Here is a 22,324-nt window from a genome sequence, read left to right on the forward strand (position 1 = left end):
AGATCTACGGGATAATACCCGAATCTTAAGGAATTAATAATCATTTTTGCTGGATAACACCGTGGTTTTGGGGTGTTATCCAGCAGATTTGAGGGTTAAGCATGGTAGGTGAGGGTATTATCCAGCACTTTTGACGGATAATACCCCTCCTGTCGGGGTTATCCAGCATCTACCTATGTCACCATCACCACCACCACGCCTGCTTGATCAGGTCAGGGAAGCCATTCGCCTGAAGCATTTCAGCCTCAAGACCGAGAAGTCGTATGTTTACTACATTCGAGATTTCATCCTGTTCCACAACAAGCGCCATCCTAGAGAGATGGGGGCCGAAGAGATCCGGGCTTACCTCTCTCATTTGGCGATTCAGCGTCATGTGGCTCCGTCAACGCAGACCGTTGCCTTGAGCGCCTTACTGTTTCTGTATCGGCAAGTTTTGCAAATAGAGTTGCCGTATATCGACAACATTGAACGTGCTAAGAAGCCAGAACGGTTGCCTGTGGTGTTTAGTCGGTCAGAGGTCAAGCAAATTTTGGCTCACTTAGATGGTGTGGAACATCTGATTGTGAGCTTACTTTATGGCAGTGGGTTGCGATTGATGGAAGGGTTACGGCTGCGGGTAAAAGATCTAGATTTCGACTATGGACAGATTACAGTGCGGGATGGCAAGGGTAAGAAGGATCGTCAGACGATGCTGCCCAAGGCGTTAGAAATGCCGCTTCAGCTACAGCTTCAAAAAGCTAGAAAGCTTCACGATATGGATTTGTCTTTAGGCTATGGCACTGTTGAGCTACCCTATGCGCTAGAGCGAAAATATCCCAACGCAAATCAGCAGTGGATCTGGCAGTTTGTATTTCCCTCTTGGAAACGGTCGGTTGATCCACGGTCTAAGGTGGTACGTCGTCATCATGTTTATGAGCAATCTGTCCAGCGGGCCGTGAAAGGTGCAATGCAACAGGCTGGCATTACCAAGCATGGCAGTTGTCACACGTTTCGTCACAGCTTTGCCACCCACTTGCTCGAAGATGGCTACGACATTCGCACGGTGCAGGAATTACTGGGCCACAAGGATGTGAAGACCACGATGATTTACACCCATGTGCTGAACCGGGGCGGGCGAGGGGTGCGGAGTCCGTTGGATTGAGCTACTTATAGCTGCGCTGGGTGAGTTGGACGTTTTCAAACACCAGATTTTCCTGGTGCAGTTGCGGCACTTGGCCTTCGCCGCGATATTCCCAGGCGGAGACTACGGCAAAGTGGTCGTCGTCCCGTTGGGCTTCGCCGTCGGGGGTTTGGTGTTCTTCGCGGAAGTGGCCCCCGCAGGATTCTTCCCGTTGTAGGGCGTCCCGCGCCATCAGTTCGGCAAGGTCGATAAAGTCGGCCACTCGTCCGGCAAATTCGAGGTTTTTGTTGAGGGTGTTGGCTTCGACCGGGAGTTTGAGGTTTTGCCAATATTCTGTGCGTAGGGCTTGGATTTCGGTGATGGCGTTTTCTAGTCCTTCGCGATTGCGGGCCATGCCGACGTTGTCCCACACGATGTGGCCTAGCTCTCGATGGAACTCCATCACGGTTTTGTTGCCCTGGATGGACAGCAGTTTGGTGATGCGGGCTTTTACCGTGGCCTCGGCTTCGCCAAAGGCATCGTCGTCGGTGGAAACTGGGGCGAGGGACTGATTGGCCAGGTAGTCGCCCAGGGTGTAGGGAATGACGAAATAGCCATCGGCCAAGCCCTGCATCAGCGCACTGGCCCCCAGGCGGTTGGCTCCGTGGTCGGAGAAATTGGCTTCCCCCAGCACAAACAGGCCGGGGGTGGTGCTCATTAGGTGGTAGTCCACCCAGAGGCCGCCCATGGTGTAGTGAACGGCGGGGTAGATGCGCATGGGCACCTTGTAGGGGTTTTCGCCGGAGATGCGCTGGTACATGTCGAACAGGTTGCCGTAGCGGGCGGCGATGGTGTCGCGTCCGTGGTGTTGGATGGCTTCCCGGAAGTCTAGGTACACCGACAGCCCCGTTTCGCCCACGCCGCGCCCCTCGTCGGTAATGGCCTTGGCGTTGCGGGAGGCCACGTCCCTCGGCACTAGGTTGCCGAAGGTGGGGTAGCGGGTTTCGAGGTAGTAGTCGCGCTCGTGGTCGGGGATGTCGTTGGGGTGGCGGGTGTCGCCCGGTTGTTTGGGTACCCAGACGCGGCCATCGTTGCGCAGGCCCTCGCTCATCAGGGTGAGTTTAGATTGGTAGTCGCCCGACACAGGGATGCAGGTGGGGTGAATTTGGGTGTAGCAGGGGTTGGCAAAAAACGCCCCCCGCCGATGGCAGCGCCATGCCGCCGTAACGTTGGAATTTTTGGCGTTGGTAGACAGGTAATAGACGTTGCCGTAACCGCCCGTACAGAGCAGCACCGCATCCCCGGCGTAGCGCTCGTATTCCCCCGTTACCAGGTTGCGAACGACGATGCCCCGCGCTTGGCCATCCACCACCACCAAATCCAGCATTTCCCGCCGAGCGTAGACCTCGACTTTGCCCGCCCGCACCATCCGCATCATGGCGCTGTAGGCTCCGATGAGAAGCTGCTGCCCGGTTTGGCCCTTGGCGTAGAACGTGCGCGACACCTGCGCCCCGCCAAAGGAGCGGTTATCTAAAAGCCCACCGTACTCCCGCGCAAAGGGCACCCCCTGGGCTACGCATTGGTCAATGATGCCGCTGCTGATTTCGGCCAATCGGTGAACATTGGCCTCCCGCGCCCGATAGTCGCCGCCCTTGATGGTGTCGTAGAACAGCCGCCAGACGCTATCGCCATCGTTGGGATAGTTCTTGCTGGCGTTGATGCCGCCCTGGGCCGCAATGCTGTGGGCGCGTCGGGGAGAATCTTGGATGCAAAAGCTTTTGACCTGGTAGCCCAGTTCCGCCAGGGATGCCGCTGCGGAAGCCCCCGCCAATCCAGTGCCCACAATCAGAATGGTGTGTCGCTGCTTATTTTTGGGACTGACCAAACGGCAGTGATTCTTAAAATCGCTCCATTTTTGGTTGAGGGGGCCGGAGGGAATACGGGAATTGAGCATAGCGACAGCGGCATAGGGGATGGCAAGGCATGACCCCCTCGGTGGAGCGAAGGCAACCGAGGGATGGGGCAGATAGCACTATTATTCAGCTTCTGCCTACAAATGTCAGTGCCAAGAAGCCTATCGCCAAAATGCCTGTCGATAAAATTCATACGGCCAATGTTGAGAAGCGCTCGCCATTGCCATGACCTCAGCGCCAGATCAGGAGAGACCCATGCCCACACGGAGGGGCTGAAGAGCAAACCATCCTGGGGTGAAGGCTATGCAGAGCGCCCGGTTTAGGTCATGCTAGATACCGATATTAGGTAGACCATCGAAGGAGAGAACCCCATGGCAGCAGAAATGGATCCTGTGAAGTTGATGAAGCAGGAAGTGGGACGGCAGGCGGCGGCGCGGGTGCAGTCCAACACCGTGGTGGGCTTGGGCACGGGTTCTACGACGGCCTTTGCGATTCAGTTCATTGGCGAGCGGCTGGCCAAGGGCGAAATCAGCAACATTAAGGGCGTGCCCACCTCCTTCCAGGCGTCCGTGTTGGCCAAGCAGTACGGCATTCCCCTCACCACCCTGGACGAAATCGATGGCATCGACATCGCCATTGATGGGGCCGACGAAGTAGACCCGACCATGAACCTGGTTAAAGGCGGCGGCGCAGCTCACACCCGCGAGAAAATTGTCGATGGCCTCGCCAAGGAATTTATCGTGGTGGTGGATAGCTCGAAGCTGGTGGACAAGCTCGGCACCACCTTTGCCCTGCCTGTGGAAGTGCTGCCCCTGGCCGTTACCCCCGTCAGCAAAGCCCTAGAATCCCTCGGCGGCAAGCCCGAACTGCGCATGGGCATCAAAAAAGATGGCCCTGTGATTACCGACCAAGGCAACATGATTTTGGATGTGAAATTCACCGCCATCGACGACCCGGCTGGCCTGGAGAAAACCATCAACAACATCCCTGGGGTGTTGGATAACGGCCTATTCGTCGACCTCGCCACCGAAGTCCTGATCGGCGAAGTCAAAGACGGCCAAGCCAGCGTCCGCAAGCTATAATCCCCCGGCCTAACCGTAGGGGTGGGGTCTCCCCGTCCCCCACCCAGAAAATCCCCTAGGATTGAGGATATTTCCGCCAGATTTAACCCAAATCAACGCCATGTGGGACGACCGTTACAACCGACCCGACTATTTCTACGGCAAACAGCCCAACGACTTTGTGCGCCAGGTGTGCCCCCAAATTCCCAAGGGCAACATCCTGTGCTTGGCTGAGGGCGAGGGCCGCAATGCCGTGTACCTGGCCCAGCAAGGCTATCGGGTCACGGCGGTGGATGCGTCGGAAGTGGGCATCGCCAAGGCCCAACGACTGGCGGCGGAACATGGCGTTCCCCTGCGAACCATCGTGGCGGATTTGGCGGAGTTTGAGATTCAACCCCAAAGCTGGGACGGCATTGTCTCGATTTTTTGCCATCTGCCCCCGCCCCTCCGCGCCCAAATCCACCGTCAAGGGGTGGAGGGGCTGCGACCCGGTGGCGTCTTTGTGCTAGAAGCCTATACCCCGGCCCAGCTTAACTTCAAAACCGGAGGCCCACCCGTGGCCGATCTAATGATGGACTGGCCCACCCTCCAGCAAGAACTGGCGGGCCTCACCTTCACCATTGGGGAAGAACTGGAGCGAGACATTCATGAAGGTATTGGCCATCGGGGCCACAGTGCGGTGGTGCAGGTTTTCGGCGTGAAGCCCGCTGTCTAGGCTCGCCAACAGACTAGGATCAGCTAGGTGAGGGCTCTGGGGGGGATCGTTAGAAGCTTGCTTTGTCTTATCCGTGAGTCGCTTCCGTGAGTCGCTATGTTCGATCCATCCGGCGTTGGCGGCGGCTCCCAAAGAGATGGGCATAGACATAGGAGAGTTCGCAACCAAAGAAGAAAATTTGGCAGGCGAGAAAGATCCACAGCATCAAGATCATAACGCTGCCAATTACCCCGTAGGACAAAAAGCGACCACCAATGGAAATGACGCTGTTGCTCACAAGCTGCTGTAACCCCACCAGGGCCGAGGCCGTCAGCAAGCCCCCTAGCCACACATCATTCCAGCTTAGGCGCACCGTCGGCAAAATCTTAAACAGAATACAAATCGCGATGGATAAAATGAACAACGATGAGCTAACCTGAAGCCCTCGACTAAGCTGTAGTTCGTCGATTTGAATAAAGGGCAAGAGTTCTTGAAACTCATTGACCAGCTTTAGAATAATTTTGATGGCAATATTAGATACCAGTGAGGCAAACAGCAGGAGAGCCGTGCCAAAAACTAGCAAAAATCCAGAGAGTTTATTCACGATAAAGAACGTTGCCATTTTCAGGGGAGAACCTGCCTCGGTAACGCGACTGGGGGACTGCCAAATTTGATTCACATAGCGCTTTAGAATGACAAAAATGGTGCTGGCCATAAAGAGCAGGAGCACAAACCCGACCAGGCCCGCCCCCACGCTATTTTGATTTAGGGCAATGACGGTTTCTTTAACGAGATCATGAACCTCGGTGGGCAAGAAGCGCTCAATGGCATCTTGAATCATCAAAAAAGCCTCCGTATTGGGGCCAATCAACACCCCAAAAATGCTCAGCAACACCAGTAGTAGGGGAAATAGGGAAAAGAGGGCGTAGTAGGACAGCGCCGCCGCCATACCAGGCACATTATCTCGATCCCACTTCAATCCGGTTTGGATCAGCAACTGTGCGGGTCTAGAGGGCAGCAGTTCGGCTTTGAGATAGGGAAAAACGGTGGTTTGGAAGTAACGAATCATGGATGCAGTGGGGTAAGCTGCATCCAGTTATACCAGGTTCAACCCTAGGTCGTGGCAGCGGGGTGGAACTTGACTCCAACGTGATTAGTTGGCGGATTGAATGCGTCCGGCCTCTTCTAGGGCGAGGGTTTTGTTATTGGCATAGATACCCATCCGATCCTGGGCGATGGGGTAGCGTTCGTCCTCTGGGGGTACTTCGGCCATTAAATCTGAGGCCCGCTGCCAGCGCACCGCCAGGTCGAGCCATTCGGCGGCGGTGGTGGCGGTTTTGCCATCTTCGACAGATTGTTGGGCAATGCGCACCGCCAGAACAAAGGGGTCTTGATCGGGGGGAATGGCGGGAGGAGTATTGGCAGGGGGGGCATCGGTAGAGGACGTGTCGGCGGGGGAGGGCGGATCACCGCTGACACTGGCCCGGAGCCAATCCTTGGTGGCCCAGCCCACCAGCAGCAGCAGCAGGGCGAGGCTTGCCCCCCCAATCAGCCCGCGCCAAAAGGCCGACTGGCTAGCGGAGGGTTTCCGGTCGGGCACCTCTAAATAGGGATTTCGCTGACGGGGGGCGCGGAGATCTTGCCACAGCCGCACTAGGGGATTGGGTCGCCGCAGGGTGACGGGTTCTGCCCAGAGGAGGCTGTTTTCGGGATCGCGCTTAATCTCATCCAGCCATAGCAACTGCTGTTCTTGCACAATGCGGCTGTTGATGTTGACCCGATTGATGCCCTTAGGACTGATGGTCTCTAGTACCGTTTTCACTTCGTCCACCACGGTGGCCTGGGGCAGTTGCTCGGCGGTGGCGGCTTCCACCAGTAGTTGCAGCACACCATTATCCTGCACGGCACGGGTGCGAATCCCGGCGTCAGCGAAGTGTTCGTTGAGGAGTTGGATAATAGCGGCCACGCTACCCTGGCGGGCCTGGAGGTCAATGTCGTCGATGGTGGAGGGCATAGCAAGTACAATCCGCAACGGTGGGCGGCTAACCGAATCTGTCATGGGCTGGCGATGATCTCAGGAATTATATCAAGACCTGCTGATATCGCGGATCCTGCGGTCACAGCATATTACGGAGGCCCCTAGGGAGTAGCGCTCAGTATACGGAGCAGGCCCCACCCCTAGAAAGACGTGGCGGCCCCCTAGAGCAGGTGTTGGAAACGTTCCTCAGCCCCCAGTTGCTTGACCGCCTGTTTAATGTCCTGGGTGCGGTCTTTGTGGACGACCAGGGTGGCGTTGCCGTCGCGCACAATCACCACGTCTTGCAAGCCAATGGTCACCACCACCTCCTCGGCATTGGAGGTATAGACAATGCTGCCCTCGGTGTCTAGGGCGATGTGGGTGGCGAGGTTGACGTTTTTGTCGTCGGGCTGTTTTAGCAGGCGCTCCACGGCGTTCCAGTCGCCTAGGTCATCCCAGCCAAAGGCCACGGGCATGACGTAGGCGTGGGCCGTGTGCTCCATGACGGCGTAGTCAATGCTGAGCTTTTCTAGGCCGGGGTAAGCGGCGACGCCCTGATCGAGGATGGGCTGCATTAACCCAGGGGCATGGATCTTCAGTTCCTCCAGCATCACCTGGGCTGGGAAGACAAACATGCCGCTATTCCAGCTAAAGCGGCCACTGTCAATGAAGGCTTGGGCGGTAGGGGCGTCGGGTTTTTCGGTGAAGCGACTGACCTGGTAGGCGGACAGATCGCCGTAGGTGCCTGCGGCGTCGCCCTGTTCGATGTAGCCATAGCCCGTGGCGGCGTAGGTGGGGGTGATGCCCAGGGTGGCGATGGCTCCCCGTTCTGCGGCCAGGGTCGCTGCGGCCTTGAGGGTGTGGCAAAAGGCGGCTTCGTCGGCAATCCAGTGGTCGGCGGGGAAGAAGCCCACCACGGCCTCCTGACCGTAGCGCTTGGCAATTTCCAGGGTAGCCCAGGCCACGGCGGGGGCGGTATCTCGGCCCACGGGTTCCACTAGCAGGTTGGCCTCCGGCAGGTGGGGCAGTTGTTGGCGTACCCGATCCGCTAGGTGTTCAGCGGTAATCACCCACAGATCTGCCCAAGATCCCGCCAGCGCTTCCAAACGATCCGCCGTGGCCTGAAGCAAGCTGCGATCACGGCCATCCAGACAAAGAAACTGCTTAGGGCAGGCAAGACGGCTAACGGGCCAAAAGCGCTCTCCCTTACCACCAGCGAGGATGACAGGAACAAAGGGGGGCATAGGTATTCATCCCTAGTAACGCGATGTGCAACTCATTCCAAAGCAAAGGTTTTGTCTTCTAACACTAGAACTATCAAAGGGTCTAGCGATTTCATGAAGACAAAACCATGTTTAACATCGATGAGTTTATCATCGCGATCTATGGGTGCGCTGATGCCCATCTCGAATCGTTACTGACCCAGTCTTTCCCTGCTCTGGCCGTGCAACCCATGGGGGCCGCAGCGATGGCCCACCGATAAAGGTGCATGGCTTCGCGTTGGCGCTAGCCTCGCGTTGGCGTTATGCCCCTACGCTTTTCCCGATTCCCGATTCCCTACTGTCCCATCACCAACAGCACCACCCCCACCAGGGCCAATAACGCGCCCCCCACCGCTCGCCAACTGACACGATCTCCCATCGCCACCGCCAGGGGCAGCACAAACAGGGGGCTAGTGGCTAGGAGGGCTTGGGCAACCCCGGTGGCGGCAAACTTGAAGGCGGTTTGTTGCAGGTAAATGCCCAGGTAGGTGCCCAAGAACGACGCCAGAATCAACCAAGCCAGCACGCGGCGGTTGGGGACAATGGCCCGAGGGGAGGGCAATGGGCCTTGGCTACGGAGGATAACTAGGAGAACCACCAGGCTCCCCCCCAGGCGCAGCAGCGTACTCCATAGCGGGTCGATGACCGTGTTGGCCAAGGCGGCCCGCGACAGCACCGCCGCCCCCGCCGAAGCCAAGGCGGCCAGCACCCCAAACATCGCGTCCTGCCATCGGGGTCTCACTAAGGTGGATCCGGTCGGCACCCGCTCGGAAATGACCCACACCACCCCCAGCACCGTTAGGCCAATCCCCGCCCAGGATCGTAGGGAAAGGACTTCTCCTAAAAAGCCTAGGGCCAACAGGGCGGCCAGGGGTGGGGCTAGGGTTTCGAGGAGGAGGGCGCGTCGAGGGCCAAGGCGATTGATGGAGGTGAAGTAGAGGGTATCGCCGAGGCCAACGCCCAGCCCACCACTGGCCAACAACAGCCCCCAAGCCCGACCATCTAACCCAGTCGGAGCCTGTTGCAGCACCAGGAGCGTGATGAGAACCAGGGTGAGGGCAATGATCCCCTTCGCCAAATTTAGGACGGAGGGCGACACCTGTTTGCCAATGTGGCCAAATAGTACCGTCGCCGTTGCCCACAGACAGGCTGCCGCCAGGGCCGCCAACTCACCGCGCATAGATTTCTCCCCTGAACGTTTTCTACTGACCGCAGCATTCTCTCCTCCATCTGGGATTACGCCTGCGGCCCCTATACAATAGGGCTAGGCATCGCCCTCTCCCAAACCGCCCCACGACTTTGAAGCTATGGCCCTTGTAAACGCCGACCCCAGCCTCACCCAGCGCTATCCCCTACCCTCCTGGAAACGGGCTGAACGCGCCTTTAAGTGTTCGCCCTTTCGCCTAGACCTGCTGATTTCCCTGCGCCGCCAGAGTGTTTCCGTGCGCCAGGTGTGCCATCCCCAGGGCGTCAAAAACGGCTATGCCCGCCGATCCCTGTCGGAACTGCAAGCGGATAACGAGCTCATGTGGCTGATTGCCGTGGGGCTGTTGCGGCGGGAAGTGGATGGCCAAGGGCTGACCGATAGTTTTCGCCTCACGCCCCTGGGGCATCACCTGTGCGATCATCTAGAACAACTCAGTACCAGCCAACTACAGCCCACCTGGGGCGATTATCTCACTAACGCATGGCACCGCTGGCTGCGGATACCCAGTTGGTGGCAGGGCTGATTGAGCTGATTTAGCCATCTGTTCCGGCTTCCCTCTCCCCCTGGGCTACTCAGTACACACAAGGCCTAGATATAGACCATGCGCTAGAGAGATCCCCCCTAGCCCCCCTTAAGAAGGGGGGAACCGGAGGCAAAGTCCTCCCTTAAGAAGGGGGGAACCGGAGCCAAAGTCCTCCCTTAAGAAAAAGTCCCCCTTCCCAAGGGGGATTTAGGGGGATCGCCTAGAATTTTACGACTGGTGGCAAGATCGGTGTACGTAGTAGCCCCCTGGGTGCGGGGTTGGGTGAGGGCCAGCAACGTCGTCCTCGTTAGTCTTAGATCCTGGAGAAGTGCGATGCGGGCAATTATGGTGGTGGGAACGGCCTCCCACGTCGGCAAGTCGATGATGACAACGGCCATTTGTCGCTTGTTGAATCGTCAGGGGTGGCGGGTGGCTCCCTTCAAGGGGCAGAACATGGCTCTCAATGCCTACGTGACCACCACCGGGGGCGAGATGGGCTATGCCCAGGCGGTGCAGGCATGGGCGGCGGGGGTGACGCCCCAGGTGGAAATGAACCCGATTCTGCTGAAACCCCAGGGGGACATGACCTCCCAGGTAATTTTCAAGGGCAAGGCCATGGGCAGCACCACCGCCCAGCGCTACTATGAAGACTTTTTTGATCAGGGGTGGCAGGTGATTCAGGAATCCCTCATTGTGCTTAGCCAAGACTACGATGTTTTGGTGTGCGAGGGGGCAGGCAGTCCGGTGGAGGTCAACCTCAAACACCGCGACCTCACCAATATGCGGATTGCCAAACACCTGAATGCCCCCACGGTGCTGGTGGCCGATATTGACCGGGGCGGCGTGTTTGCCCACATCGTTGGCACCCTGGATCTGATGGAACCGGACGAGCGAGCCTTGGTGAAGGGCATCGTCATCAACAAATTTCGGGGGCAGCGGGAGATTCTGGATCCGGGGCTAGACTGGCTGCAAGCGCGCACGGGTATTCCGGTGCTGGGGGTGGTTCCCTGGCTCGACCAAACCCTGCCCGCCGAAGATTCCCTCAGCCTGCTAGATCGTCTGCCCAACCGTAAAAAGCAAGCGGATCTGACCATCGCCGTGGTGAAGTTACCCCGCATTGCCAACTTCACCGATTTTGACCCCCTAGAATCGGAACCCTCGGTGCGGGTGGTCTACCTCAGCCCCAAGGATGACCTCGGCTATCCCGATGCGGTAATCATTCCCGGCACCAAAACCACCATTGCCGACCTGCTCACTCTCCAGCGCACGGGCATGGCCGCCGCCATCCGCGACTATGTGGCGGCGGGGGGCACGGTGATGGGCATTTGCGGCGGCTTTCAAATGATGGGGCAGTTCATGGCCGATCCCGAAGGCATTGAAGGCCACGAAGGCCGCTTCCCAGCCCTGGATTTGGTGCCCATGCGGACAGTGATTACGCAGGAAAAAATTGCCCGTCAGCGCACGATCACCTCCCGCTTTCCCCAGGATGGCTTGCCCGTCTCGGGCTACGAACTGCACCAGGGTCGCACCCAGATCAACCTGTCCGAAGCCAAGGAACAAACAGGCTACGAGTTTGAGTTCCTCTTTGAAGACCGCAGCCTCGGTGTGGTAGACAGCACCCAATCCCTTTGGGGCACCTACCTACACGGCATTTTCGACAATGGCCCCTGGCGACGAGCTTGGTTGAATCGTCTCCGCCAACAGCGCGGGTTGGGATCGCTCCCCACGGGCATCCCCAACTACCGCGAACAGCGAGAGGCCATCCTCAACACCCTGGCCGATGAAATTAGCCAACACCTCGATCTCAGTCCCCTCATCAGTCCCTAGCGGCTCAATGCCAACCTCTTACAGCCCAGGTTAAGATCCTAGGCAAAATCTAGAAATTCCCTTAACCCAGGCGGGGGACAGTCTAGTCTAGAATGCCTGCCATGGACTGGATTACTGCTCGACCCATTGCTCATCGTGGCCTGCACCAAGGCAAAACGGTGCCGGAAAATTCCCTGCTGGCCTTTGAAGCCGCCATTGCCCAGGGCTACCCCATCGAGATGGATCTCCACCTATTAGCCGATGGCGAACTGGCGGTATTTCACGACAAAACCCTAGATCGTCTCACCGGACAACCGGGCACCATTGGCGAACAAACCCTAATAACTCTCAAACAGTACCGTCTCTACGACACCGACCAAACCATCCCCTCCCTCGTCGAGGCATTGGATTTCATTCAGGGTCGGGTTCCGGTACTGATTGAAATTAAAAACGAAGGCCGAGTCGGAGCCCTAGAACAGGCTCTCCTCAACCGTCTTACCACCTATCAGGGGGATTTTGCCGTCCAGTCCTTCAACCCCCTCTCCTTGCAGTGGTTTAAGCGGCACGCCCCCCACATCCGACGCGGGCAACTCTCCAGCGCCATAGGCTGGGAACCCGCCCCCCGACACCTGGCCCTAGCCCACAGTAATTTACTGTTCAACTGGGCCAGCCAACCCCACTTCATCGCCTACGACCTGCGATCCTTACCCAAACTCTCGACCACGGTGGCTAAATGCGCCTTTCGTATTCCTATCATCACCTGGACGGTACGCAACCCCTCCGACCAAGCCAAGGCCCAACATTGCGCCGACAACTACATTTTTGATGCTTTTTAACGCTGCTGCCCTTGAAGGGTCTGGGATGCCCTTAGATGTCCTCATTAGATTGCACACTTGATCGAATGCCCTGTTCTTGGTCCTCACCCTAACGCGCTCTTTCATCGGGGGAGAGGGACTTTGAGGGGCTTTCAGACGCCCCTCTTCCCCCTGGGAGAGGGGCTGGGGGTGAGGGCTACGGGGACTTTGTGATCTACGGATCCTTGAACACCCTTGAACACCCTTGAACACCCTTGAACACCCCTGAACACCCTCAACCTCTGCACCCTCGGCCCATTCCATGCCCTACTCAGTCAATTGGCTGAAGTCAGTGACAAGCGCCTGGGGGTCGTGAATCCCCCGAAGATCTGGGTGGGCCGTCTGTTTCCCGATCCAGCGTTGGGTTGGCGGAAAAAGTTCCGTGATTACGCTTAGCAATTTTGCCCCTAGGGCTGTGCACCTTGAAACTACCAGCCTTGATCCGCTGATCATGACGTAGCTTTGCCAACAACAAAGCCACCGCTAGACCAGGGTGCATCGACTTGTGTTAACGTCCCGGTTAACGCCCCATCCCTAACGTCTACCGTCCACGACCGATCAGGCTGGTGATCATCAGCCATGGCCCACAGGCCAAGGGCAATCAACGTTAGCCGTTAGGAGTTATCTCGTATGTCGAGTCGTGGTTTAAATGTGTGTACGTTGGCTGGTAATGTGGCCGCCGATCCAGAGGTTCGGAGTATTGAACGAAGAACCGGGGGCGGCGCGCAAGTGGCCAATATGACAATTTATGTAGACCGCATTCCCAGTCGCAAGGAAAACGACAGCTTTATGGTCGAAATCAGTGTGTGGGAAGGATCCGCCGCATGGCGCAAGCTGCCCCATATTCGCAAAGGGTCTTTAATTATTGCCAGTGGCACCATTGACGCCGATCCCTATCTGAGTAAATCGGATGCTCAGCCACGGGCAGGTTTGAGGTTAAAAGCCACCGACATCTTTTTGGATTCTAGCCCTAAAACCCCTGATCCCTCAGCGGATCTGGTCGCTGTAGGTCAAACCTTCTAGGGCTGGATTACAGAGAACTTCCACGGAGAGAGCGCCGTGGACGAGAGCGAAGGGTGCGGCTTGTCCGCACCTTTTTTTACATGGTTTCTTTGACATCCGTTTTTGACGTTGTAGATAGGGCAGGGTGGATTTTTTGTTGCGGCATTGTAACGTCCTAGGAGATACTGTGGGGCCGTTTTTTATAATGAAGCTATAGCCTACGGCTCCTAGCTCTGATGCTCTACCGCTGGCCGTTTAACGCTGGTGTTGCTTCAGATTCATCGCTCCAACGCAGAGCAACAAGGACAGTGGGCTCACAGCAAGAAGCAGAGGAGACTCACCATGTTTAAGCGCATTCTTGTGGCCCTAGATAGTTCGTCCTTGCGGCCAACGGTGTTGGGGCAAGCCATGGACTTAGCCCAGGCTACTGGAGCCAAGTTGCTGCTGCTCCATGTGCTCTCGGCCTACGAAGAAGGCAGTCCCGGTATTCCCATTCGCTCTTATCAAGCCTACTATCCAGTCTTGGATGACGCCGTTTGGAAAGACTACCAAAAACGCTGGGAAACCTTTGAGGCCAACCGTCTGGCCATGTTACAACAGGACTCGGATCGCGCTACAGCGGTGGGAGTAGAGGTGGAATTTTCCCAAGCGGCAGGTGATCCGGCCAACACCATCTGCGCCGTAGCCAAGTCCTGGGAAGCGGATTTGATTGTGGTAGGTAGCCATGGCCGCAAGGGGCTGGGCGAGCTGCTTCTCGGTAGCGTTAGCAACCATGTCATGCACCATGCGGCCTGTTCGGTGATGGTCGTCCACAGCGGTCACCAGGTCGAGGCCGAAACGCCCCTTGCCACAGCCACCCGCCCAGCCTAGTTCCCAACCCCCAACCCATCCCCCCGTAGAGCGAGGAAACCTGGCCGCTCACGGGGGGATGGTCTTGCCGGAGGCACCGGAGCCGTGACCGGGTGGCTGTCTTTGGCAGGCCAAGAATGCAGTACTGTAGAAAACGATGTAGACGACCCAGGGACATTCCCCAAGTACCCTCAAGGAGAGATTTTCCCATGGCAGACGATGCCCAGTACCTCACGATCACGGCGGACAACTTTGACACCGAAGTGCTCCAGAGCAATGTTCCGGTTTTGGTAGACTTTTGGGCGGCCTGGTGTGGCCCCTGCCGCATCATGAACCCCATTGTGGAAGAACTGGCGGAATCCTTTTCTGGTCGTGCCAAGGTCGCCAAGCTCAACGTGGACGACGAAGACGCCCTGGCTCTTCAATACAATGTGATGGCCATCCCCACCCTGATTTTCTTCAACAAGGGCGAACGGGTCGCCACCATTGAAGGGGTTGCCGCCAAGGAAGACCTCGCCGCCAAACTGGAAAATCTGATTACCAACGGCGCAATGGCCTAGGCCCCTAATCGTAGGGTGGGCACCGCCCACCACCCCGGCTCTCCCCGACTAAACGGTTGGGTTTTGATCCGCGCCACCCAACCTACAGCAGCCTAACCCCCAACCACCCATCCCCCCATGTCCCGTTCCGCCGCCCTGCGCTACTACGTCCTCACTCGGTTGATGCTGGCCCCGTTGATGATTTGGACGATTACCACGGTGGTATTCTTGCTGTTGCGGGCCACCCCTGGGGATCCGGTGGATGCCCTACTGGGAGCGAGGGCTCCGGCGGCGGCGAAGGATCAACTGAGGACACAGTTGGGATTAGATCAACCCCTGTGGGCACAGTATTTAGATTATCTAGGCCAACTGCTGCGGCTCGATTTGGGTACCTCCATTGCCACCCAGGGGCAAACGGTTTGGGCCATCATTCGCGCCCACTTTCCGGCCACGGTAGAGTTGGCCCTCTGCGGCATGATCGTAGCCACGGTGGTAGGGGTAACGGTGGGGGTCATTTCTGCCTCTCGGCCCAACTCGGCCCTGGATGCCGGAGGGCGGCTGTTTGGCATTATCACCTACGCCATTCCGATGTACTGGTTTGGCATGATTTTGCAGCTCATCTTTGCGGTGCAGTTACGCTGGTTTCCCATCGGCACCCGCTACCCTCTCCAGGCCACCCCACCCACTGGCCCCACCGGGCTGTATCTGCTAGACAGCCTGCTCACGCTGAATCTGCCTGCCTTCGCCACCACTCTGTATTACCTCGCCCTGCCCAGTCTCACCCTGGGGGTACTCATCAGCGGTGTGTTTGAGCGCATGGTGCGGGTCAACCTCAAACAAACCCTCACCGCCGACTATGTGGAAGCGGCCCGTGCTAGGGGCATCCCAGAGCGGCGCATTGTCCTCGTCCACGCCCTAAAAAACGCCCTCATTCCAGTGATTACCCTCCTAGGGCTGACCTTTGCCTCCATGCTGGGCGGAGCCGTACTCACGGAGGTCACCTTCTCCTGGCCCGGTCTCGCCAATCGTCTCTATGAAGCCATCTCCCAGCGAGACTATCCCGTGGTGCAGGGGTTGATGGTGTTCTTCGGCATGATTGTGGCGGTGATTAGCATCGCCATCGACATCCTCAACGCCTACATCGACCCCCGCATTCGCTACTAATCCTAAATCTGGCTCGTTTGTCCCCGGTATCAGCGGGAGAGGAGACCGCGCCCCTAGGGTTTGCTGGGCTAGGAGCCGGGGTGATCTAATTCGGATTTGGTATGAGATCTCCGTTACCCTAATTTTGGGCAGCCGTGTATGGGGATATCACCATGACATCCATAGGTCTCGCGTTCTGCGATAGATTTCAGGAGGACGGGAGAATTAATCCTGCTGATGCACTGAGGGGCCACACGGTTTTGAGGCGATCTAAAAAGGCATAGACCGGGGGCGGCAGCAGAGCCTCCTTCAACACAATCACGCCGATGGTGCGCTCTAGGGGTATGGGCAATTCGGCCACTTGCAGGTGGGGCGGGATGGGCTGGGCAGCGAGGTGGGCCATGATGGTGGCTCCGAGGCCACGTTCGACCATGCCGAGGATGGTGGAATCTTCCCGGACGGAGTAGGCGGGTTTGAGGGTTTGGCCCTGGCGGCGCAGTAGTCCTTCTAAATGCTGGCGATCCCCGTCGTCGCTGGGGGGCAGGATGAGGGGATAGGTGGCCAAATCCGCCCAACTGAGGGGACTAGCCACGGGGGCTGGGGTGGGGGGCAGCAGCACCAGGTAGCGATCCCGCAGCAGTTCCCAGCTTTCAAAGTCGGCCTTGGTGGGCAGGTAGGTGAACCCCACGTCGGCATGGCCTTGGCGCACGGCGTCCTCCACCATTTCGTAGTGGGATTTTTCGTCGATGGCGATGGGAATGTGGGGATACTGCTCCCGAAATTGGCGAATCACCTCCGGCAGAATGTGGGTGGCCACGCTGCGAAAGGCGGCTAGGCGCACCTCCCCGCTCTGTAAGCCCTTGGCCAGATCGGCCTGGTGGCAGAGGTTCTGTAAGGATCGCAACACGAGGCGGGCTTCCTCGGTAATCTGCTGGCCCACGGCGGTGAGCACGGCCCCCTGGCGGCTGCGGCTGAGCAGGATGACGCCCAACTCGTCCTCTAGGGTGGCGATGGCGTGGCTAACGGCGGATTGGGATAAGTCCATTTGCAAGGCGGCTTCGCTGAAGGAGCCCGCATCGGCAATGGCCACCAGGGCACGGAGTTGGGACAGCTTGACGCGATGGGGATCGGCCTTAGCCATGGGACATTAGCGCTCCTGGCGCACCGTGATGGAATTGAGGGACTGTCCGGGCGGCAGATCCACAAAGACGGAATCCCCCGCCTGGAGGCCGTTGGTGACCTGGATTTGATCGCCCACCTGGGGGCCAAGGGTGACGGGTTGAAACAGAATATCGCGACGGCTCCCCGGCACCAACACCCCCGTTTGCCCTGCCTGGGTCACCACGGCCACCGTGGGCACCACCAGGGCTTCCGCCAGTTGGTCGCCAATGAAGTCTACGTCCACATTCATGTTAGACCGTAGCCGTTCCTTGCCTTCGGTCAGTTCAATTCGCACCTGAAACAGGGTCACATTCTGGCGACTAATGGCCTCCGGGGCCACCAATTTCACCTGTCCTTGGAAGGTTTCGTCGGGGAAGGCATCGGCCACCACCTCCACCCGCTGGCCTAGCTCAATCACGCTGATGTCGGCTTCGGGCACTTCTGCCAGCACCTCCAAATCTTGAGCCAGGGCCACAATGGCGGTGGAGGAGGCCGAGGAGGCATCGGAGGCTGTTGTCGTCGGCGTCACAAAGGCCCCAATGGCGGCAAAACGCTGGGTAACGGTGCCCGCAAAGGGGGCGCGGATCAGGGTGTCGTTTAACCGCACCTGGGTCGATTGCAACTGGGCCTGGGCCTGGGCCAACCGAGCTTCGGCCTGGGCGATGGCTTCGGGTTCTGGCAGGTTACGCAGATCATCCGCCCGTTCCTGGGCTTCTAGTAATCGGGCCTGGGCCTGGTCTACCCCGGCCTGGGCGCTGCGACGTTCCCGTTCAGCATTATCCAGTTCTGTACGGGCCACCGCTCCCTGCTGGTGCAAACGGCGAATCCGTTGCAGATCGCTCGTTGCCAAGTCTAACCGCGCCTGACTATCGCGCACCTGGGCCTGGGCAGCGGCGACGGCGGCTTCGGCCTGGGCAATTTCCTGGGGCCGACTGCCTTGGCGCACGTCCTGGAGGGTGGCTTCGGCTTCCGCTACAGCGGCCCGACTTTGGGCCACCTGGGCCACCAGATCCGCACTATCCATCCGGGCAATGGGCTGGCCCTGGATGACCCGATCCCCCTGCTCCACGTAGAGTTCCGCCACAATTCCGGCGGTTTTGGGGCTGAGGTTCACCGTCTGCACCGGACGCACCGTACCGCTGGCGCTAATCCGTACCGTGATCGGCTGAAGGCTGGCTTCGGTGGTGTAGTCGGCAATGTTGTAGGCCGGACGATTGCGCCCCAGCGTCCAGGCCACCCCGCCCCCCGTCACCAACAGCACCGCCAGCCCTCCCCCCAGCCACAGCCAAGGACGACGCAGTTTGCCAATCACAGGAATCTTCATCGGAGCGCACCAGGAACACGGCGGGGCAAGTCCCATTGTAGGACGGGCCATTGGCGGCGGGCAGCGCAACGGCTTGTACCGGATTTTAGTTCTGTGGGATAGATTTACAAAAGAGGCGGCGTTAGAAAGCCGGGAAACGGGTAACTTTAGGGGGGAACAGATAAGCCTGCCGGATAATTCAATATTTTGGCCTAGTTCAAAAGCGCTGAAATGGCATAGAGATATCTGGCAAATAAGAAGCAGTAAAGATTGAGCCATAACCTCTTCGTGAGAGAAATTTTAGGCTGTAGGCTATGCTTTTACTCGTGAATTATTGGCATAATTTTGAGGCATCTTATGCCAAAATTAATAACAATGAGAGCAGCAGTAAATAGTAAAACCTCTTCTAAATGAGGACTTCAGGTTTCCGATAACCTGACTCACCTCAATGCAATCTAACATATTAGATCTTCAACTATTTGGTATATACTTATTAAGTACTGCATAGCTAAGATTAGCTCATCTGAAGAATGTATGCCTTCACCAAAACAAGTTAGACCATCCGTTCTCGACGTATTTTGTGGTGCAGGCGGCATGAGCCTGGGCTTCCAACAAGCAGGTTGTGAAATATTAGGTGGCATTGATCAAAATCCCTATGCTATTAATACTCACCATAATAACTTTCAAAGTTGCAAGTTTAAACTCCCTTGCCAGGATATACAAGAGCTAACAAATTTAGAGGTTATAGGTTTGCGACCTTATGATGTAGATATTATTATTGGAGGCCCCCCTTGCCAAGTCTTTTCAAGGGTTGGGCTAGGGAAAATGCGAAGAGATCTAAAAATGGATGTAGAAAGTGATAAAAGGAATTTTCTATACAAAGAATTTATTAGGTTTGTAAAATATTACAAACCTTTATTTTGTGTCATGGAGAATGTTGACAATCTCAGGCATAAAAAAGAAACTTTAGCAAGCATAGTTGGTGGTATTGAAGAGAATGGCTACCGGGTTGATTACAGAGTTTTAGATGCGTCAGAATTTGGTGTACCTCAGAAAAGATTGAGAGTCTTTATTGTTGGTGTTCGCAGTGATTTAGCAGTAAGCCCTATATTTCCTAAGACAGTTTCTGAAACGCCAGTAACTGTGGGAGAAGCAATTGGAGATCTTCCTGAACTGGAAGCTTTCTCTATGCCACTCAAAGCTAAATCAAGCGGCCCAAGACAGAAGGATATAGTGCTACCCTACGCGACAAATCCTTTATCCAAATACCAAAAGGTTATGAGAGCACGAAATAAAAGTGGTGTTAGAAACCATCTGTGTCGAGCACATAACTACGAAGATTTAAAGATATTTAGCCTCCTCAAGCAAGGACAGAAATATGGAGATATTCCAGAAGAATTAATGCGTTACAGGTCAGATATCTTTGATGATAAATATAAGAGGCTTGTCTGGGATGAGCCGTCATGGACTTTGACAGCTCATATGAGAAAAGATTGCTTAGCCTATATACATCCCCTTCAAACCAGAAGCATCTCAGTTAGAGAGGCAGCAAGGATCCAAAGTTTTCCCGATGACTTCGTATTTTATGCTCCAATGACTAGAATGTTTGAGTTAGTTGGAAACTCTGTGCCCCCACTGCTTGCTAAGGCAGTGGCGGAGCCAATTGTTGAATTAATTCGCGACTATTATTCCATAGGAAACATTAAGGTAAGTTGCTAGGCATTTAAATTACGCTAGCTAGATCGCCTGATTAACTAGCACATCTCCACAGTAGGCTGAGTACAGCGAAGCAGAACCCAACACTCGCAAAGAACTTTGGGCTTAGTGGTTTTTGCTATCCCGCCATCTGATCTACGAAAGATCAATGCTTCTCGGTGTCGTGCTAGTCAACCAGTTAGATCGCTCTAAAAGCCTCATGATAAGGATCCTAGAAAGGTGGACATATTAATTTAAATGCGCAGAAGCTGAGGGTGCTGGATTGCTGAAATGCATCGCTTTCTAGAGCAATTACTGAGCGAGTTATTTGAATCCCAGAGGTCTAGCAATAACTGTTAGAATCCATCAGCTAATTTGTTTCAATATCACTACCTCTTGTAATTTTTATCAATCTTATATAAATCAATAAATTCCTTATGATACTGCTTTGATTGCTCCAATAATTCAGCATAGGTTTTTACAAAAATTGTTCCAGACTCCCTATAAATTTTTTCCTTGTGCTTGAATATAGCATCTGTAGATTTTTCGCCTCCAACTACAAAAGCAACTACTTTTGAAAAACCTGATTCTGTAGCATATCTATCATTCAAAAAGACACCGTATTCAAGAGCCTGTTCTAATGCTTTTGTATCTACTTTGTATTTGCTTCTTTTGATTTCAATAACATATAAGATGCCTCCTAATGCATTACTGCACAAGAAATCAATCCTTCGATCTTTAGTTTCTAAGTCCTCTTCCGGATAAGTCTCCTTAAGAAGACTTGAATAATGCACCTCGTCTTTAAACTCTAAGATTCTTGGATCTAATAGCCACGAAAACTGCTTTAGGAAATTATGCAGAGTAGGCACTTCTCTTGTATCAGACTTAATGTACTCCTCGAAGCGTTGTATTACCTCTATCCTTGCAACTGCCAGATCACAATACTGACGAGATTCAACAGCTTTCCATTCTTCCATGATTTTCAGGAGCATTGGAATCTCTTCCGGCTTATCGAGATCAGCAATCTTGCATGCGTACTCTTTAAATGTCTGATTTTCAAACTTATCTATTACGTTTCCTATTATTTCACTAGAATCGTCAACATCAATAGTGCTATTTTCAAGCACTGGGTTGATTATTCTTTCGCTTAGACTTCTCTCATATGTAGGTAAACTACGTTGCCATCCCTCAATATCAATTCCTTTCACATGCTTGATGCTTTCCTTTTTTAAAGTAGATCTCTTCTTTTTCCACTCTGAAGCTATTTTTTTTATGACGGCTTGAAGATATTCTCTCAACTCTTTCATCCGATCATTTTCCCAATTCAGAGATTGTCGATCAGTTGAGATGACATCTTCTTCCATCTCGTCAATGAAATCAACCTGTAAGTAACCTGTTATGTAGGTATGAAATTGATCTGTATCTCTTAAGCCATAAAATTCAGCCTTATTGACTAACTTCCCTCTAGAAACTAGATAGACACCCTTCATTTCCGTATCTTTTACTGGTGTTTCTAAAGTGATTATTTTGCCCTTTACTTTACTTGCTTCCGCATAATCTGTCTCTAATTCATCCAGAGGAAATTCCCAGGAGAATTGCTCTCTAAATCCCTCAAATTTTAGTTCATTTGAAACTTCAATTGTCTCTTCTTCATTTCTCAGAAGTATTGTTTTTAGGGAGTCAAAGATAAGAAACTTTTTAGATAGACTTTGCGCAATTGAATTACAATCAAAAGGAGACTTTCTCCTTACTCTTCTCAATTCTATGCTAGTCCCTGAAGATTCTATTGTGGGCATGTCAAGCTGAACAATATCAGGATAATAAGAAGAGTCTTCCGATTTCTTTATGGCATCAAGATTCATTATGAACTCGTTTAGGATGCCATTTTTTATAGTTCTAATTTTTACCTCATCACAAATCCCAAATATTGACAATTTGCCAAGACCCTTCTTCCCTATGACTTTTCGCCCTTTAGGAGTAATATCGCTTTCGCTAACCCTCCTATTTCTTCCAATGAGTAAATACTTGTCATTAAGCTCATCAAAGCTCATTCCTGTACCATCATCTTGATATTCGATTCTCTTTTCTTCTGGACAGTGGGAAGTTCTGTATCCGGTAGCGGGACGCCAAGAAAAACGGACATGAGCTGAGTCAATCGACCCATCATGTCCGAAACTGGCTGATGTAAAGCCTTTC

At 54.9% G+C, this 22,324-nt stretch carries 20 protein-coding genes; 12 read left to right on the forward strand and 8 right to left on the reverse strand.

The window, feature by feature from the left end; all coding sequences use genetic code 11:
* Positions 1 to 175 precede the first annotated feature (175 nt).
* Positions 176 to 1,141 carry an integron integrase gene (locus tag H6G62_RS20630; RefSeq protein WP_190498660.1) on the forward strand — a complete coding sequence of 322 codons (966 nt, stop codon included), beginning with the start codon at positions 176 to 178 and terminating at the stop codon, positions 1,139 to 1,141.
* 1 nt (position 1,142) lies between these two features.
* Here the strand turns inward: H6G62_RS20630 and H6G62_RS20635 are convergent, their stop codons facing one another.
* On the reverse strand, positions 1,143 to 3,053 hold the full coding sequence (locus H6G62_RS20635; protein WP_190498661.1) for a fumarate reductase/succinate dehydrogenase flavoprotein subunit: 1,911 nt from the start codon (positions 3,051 to 3,053) through the stop codon (positions 1,143 to 1,145).
* 330 nt (positions 3,054 to 3,383) lie between these two features.
* Here H6G62_RS20635 and rpiA point away from each other — a divergent pair, with 330 nt between their 5' ends.
* Together rpiA and H6G62_RS20645 are read left to right on the forward strand one after the other, a co-directional pair.
* Complete coding sequence (gene rpiA, locus H6G62_RS20640; RefSeq protein ID WP_190498663.1) at positions 3,384 to 4,094, forward strand: ribose-5-phosphate isomerase RpiA; 711 nt, start codon at positions 3,384 to 3,386, stop codon at positions 4,092 to 4,094.
* A gap of 100 nt (positions 4,095 to 4,194) precedes the next feature.
* Positions 4,195 to 4,788, forward strand: coding sequence for a class I SAM-dependent methyltransferase (locus H6G62_RS20645; RefSeq protein ID WP_190498665.1), 594 nt, complete (start codon positions 4,195 to 4,197; stop codon positions 4,786 to 4,788).
* A 94-nt stretch (positions 4,789 to 4,882) separates the two neighbouring features.
* Here the strand turns inward: H6G62_RS20645 and H6G62_RS20650 are convergent, their stop codons facing one another.
* The 3 genes from H6G62_RS20650 to H6G62_RS20660 form a co-directional block, all read right to left on the reverse strand.
* Positions 4,883 to 5,836, reverse strand: a complete 954-nt coding sequence (locus tag H6G62_RS20650) for a YihY/virulence factor BrkB family protein (RefSeq protein WP_190498667.1) — start codon at positions 5,834 to 5,836, stop codon at positions 4,883 to 4,885.
* A gap of 84 nt (positions 5,837 to 5,920) precedes the next feature.
* A complete protein-coding gene (locus H6G62_RS20655; protein WP_242052190.1) occupies positions 5,921 to 6,826 on the reverse strand; it encodes a hypothetical protein in 906 nt (301 codons plus the stop codon).
* Positions 6,827 to 6,966: 140 nt separating this feature from the next.
* Positions 6,967 to 8,028, reverse strand: a complete 1,062-nt coding sequence (locus H6G62_RS20660; protein ID WP_190498669.1) for a mannose-1-phosphate guanylyltransferase — start codon at positions 8,026 to 8,028, stop codon at positions 6,967 to 6,969.
* Between the two features lie 107 nt (positions 8,029 to 8,135).
* On the opposite strand from H6G62_RS20660, the gene H6G62_RS28400 reads away from it, so the two are divergent.
* Positions 8,136 to 8,267: a hypothetical protein gene (locus H6G62_RS28400; RefSeq protein ID WP_277883046.1), complete on the forward strand. Its 132-nt coding sequence runs from the start codon at positions 8,136 to 8,138 to the stop codon at positions 8,265 to 8,267.
* A 74-nt stretch (positions 8,268 to 8,341) separates the two neighbouring features.
* On the opposite strand, the gene H6G62_RS20665 is transcribed toward H6G62_RS28400, so the two are convergent.
* The gene (locus tag H6G62_RS20665) at positions 8,342 to 9,226 is read right to left on the reverse strand and encodes an EamA family transporter (RefSeq protein WP_190498671.1); all 885 of its coding nucleotides are present in this window, start codon (positions 9,224 to 9,226) and stop codon (positions 8,342 to 8,344) included.
* 127 nt (positions 9,227 to 9,353) lie between these two features.
* Between H6G62_RS20665 and H6G62_RS20670 the strand changes: the two genes are divergently transcribed.
* From H6G62_RS20670 to H6G62_RS20700, 7 genes are all read left to right on the forward strand, one after another.
* Complete coding sequence (locus H6G62_RS20670) at positions 9,354 to 9,776, forward strand: Npun_F0494 family protein (RefSeq protein WP_190498672.1); 423 nt, start codon at positions 9,354 to 9,356, stop codon at positions 9,774 to 9,776.
* A 333-nt stretch (positions 9,777 to 10,109) separates the two neighbouring features.
* On the forward strand, positions 10,110 to 11,603 hold the full coding sequence (cobQ, locus tag H6G62_RS20675; protein WP_190498675.1) for a cobyric acid synthase CobQ: 1,494 nt from the start codon (positions 10,110 to 10,112) through the stop codon (positions 11,601 to 11,603).
* A gap of 101 nt (positions 11,604 to 11,704) precedes the next feature.
* Positions 11,705 to 12,418 (forward strand): glycerophosphodiester phosphodiesterase family protein, encoded by a 714-nt coding sequence (locus tag H6G62_RS20680; RefSeq protein WP_190498677.1) that lies wholly within the window; start codon positions 11,705 to 11,707, stop codon positions 12,416 to 12,418.
* A gap of 648 nt (positions 12,419 to 13,066) precedes the next feature.
* Complete coding sequence (locus H6G62_RS20685) at positions 13,067 to 13,459, forward strand: single-stranded DNA-binding protein (RefSeq protein WP_190498679.1); 393 nt, start codon at positions 13,067 to 13,069, stop codon at positions 13,457 to 13,459.
* A gap of 321 nt (positions 13,460 to 13,780) precedes the next feature.
* Positions 13,781 to 14,308 carry a universal stress protein gene (locus H6G62_RS20690; RefSeq protein ID WP_190498680.1) on the forward strand — a complete coding sequence of 176 codons (528 nt, stop codon included), beginning with the start codon at positions 13,781 to 13,783 and terminating at the stop codon, positions 14,306 to 14,308.
* Between the two features lie 188 nt (positions 14,309 to 14,496).
* Positions 14,497 to 14,847 (forward strand): thioredoxin, encoded by a 351-nt coding sequence (gene trxA, locus H6G62_RS20695; RefSeq protein WP_190498683.1) that lies wholly within the window; start codon positions 14,497 to 14,499, stop codon positions 14,845 to 14,847.
* A gap of 117 nt (positions 14,848 to 14,964) precedes the next feature.
* Positions 14,965 to 15,990: an ABC transporter permease gene (locus H6G62_RS20700; RefSeq protein WP_190498685.1), complete on the forward strand. Its 1,026-nt coding sequence runs from the start codon at positions 14,965 to 14,967 to the stop codon at positions 15,988 to 15,990.
* Positions 15,991 to 16,177: 187 nt separating this feature from the next.
* On the opposite strand, the gene H6G62_RS20705 is transcribed toward H6G62_RS20700, so the two are convergent.
* Positions 16,178 to 17,110, reverse strand: coding sequence for a LysR family transcriptional regulator (locus H6G62_RS20705; protein ID WP_190498686.1), 933 nt, complete (start codon positions 17,108 to 17,110; stop codon positions 16,178 to 16,180).
* Between the two features lie 6 nt (positions 17,111 to 17,116).
* Positions 17,117 to 18,454 (reverse strand): efflux RND transporter periplasmic adaptor subunit, encoded by a 1,338-nt coding sequence (locus H6G62_RS20710; protein WP_190498688.1) that lies wholly within the window; start codon positions 18,452 to 18,454, stop codon positions 17,117 to 17,119.
* A gap of 513 nt (positions 18,455 to 18,967) precedes the next feature.
* Between H6G62_RS20710 and H6G62_RS20715 the strand changes: the two genes are divergently transcribed.
* Positions 18,968 to 20,152, forward strand: coding sequence for a DNA cytosine methyltransferase (locus H6G62_RS20715; RefSeq protein ID WP_190498690.1), 1,185 nt, complete (start codon positions 18,968 to 18,970; stop codon positions 20,150 to 20,152).
* A 365-nt stretch (positions 20,153 to 20,517) separates the two neighbouring features.
* Here the strand turns inward: H6G62_RS20715 and H6G62_RS20720 are convergent.
* A partial coding sequence (locus H6G62_RS20720; RefSeq protein ID WP_190498692.1) for an ATP-binding protein occupies positions 20,518 to 22,324 on the reverse strand: 1,807 nt, incomplete at its 5' end.

It is taken from the genome of Phormidium sp. FACHB-1136 (genome assembly GCF_014697375.1).
In the GTDB taxonomy this organism is placed as follows: domain Bacteria; phylum Cyanobacteriota; class Cyanobacteriia; order Phormidesmidales; family Phormidesmidaceae; genus Nodosilinea.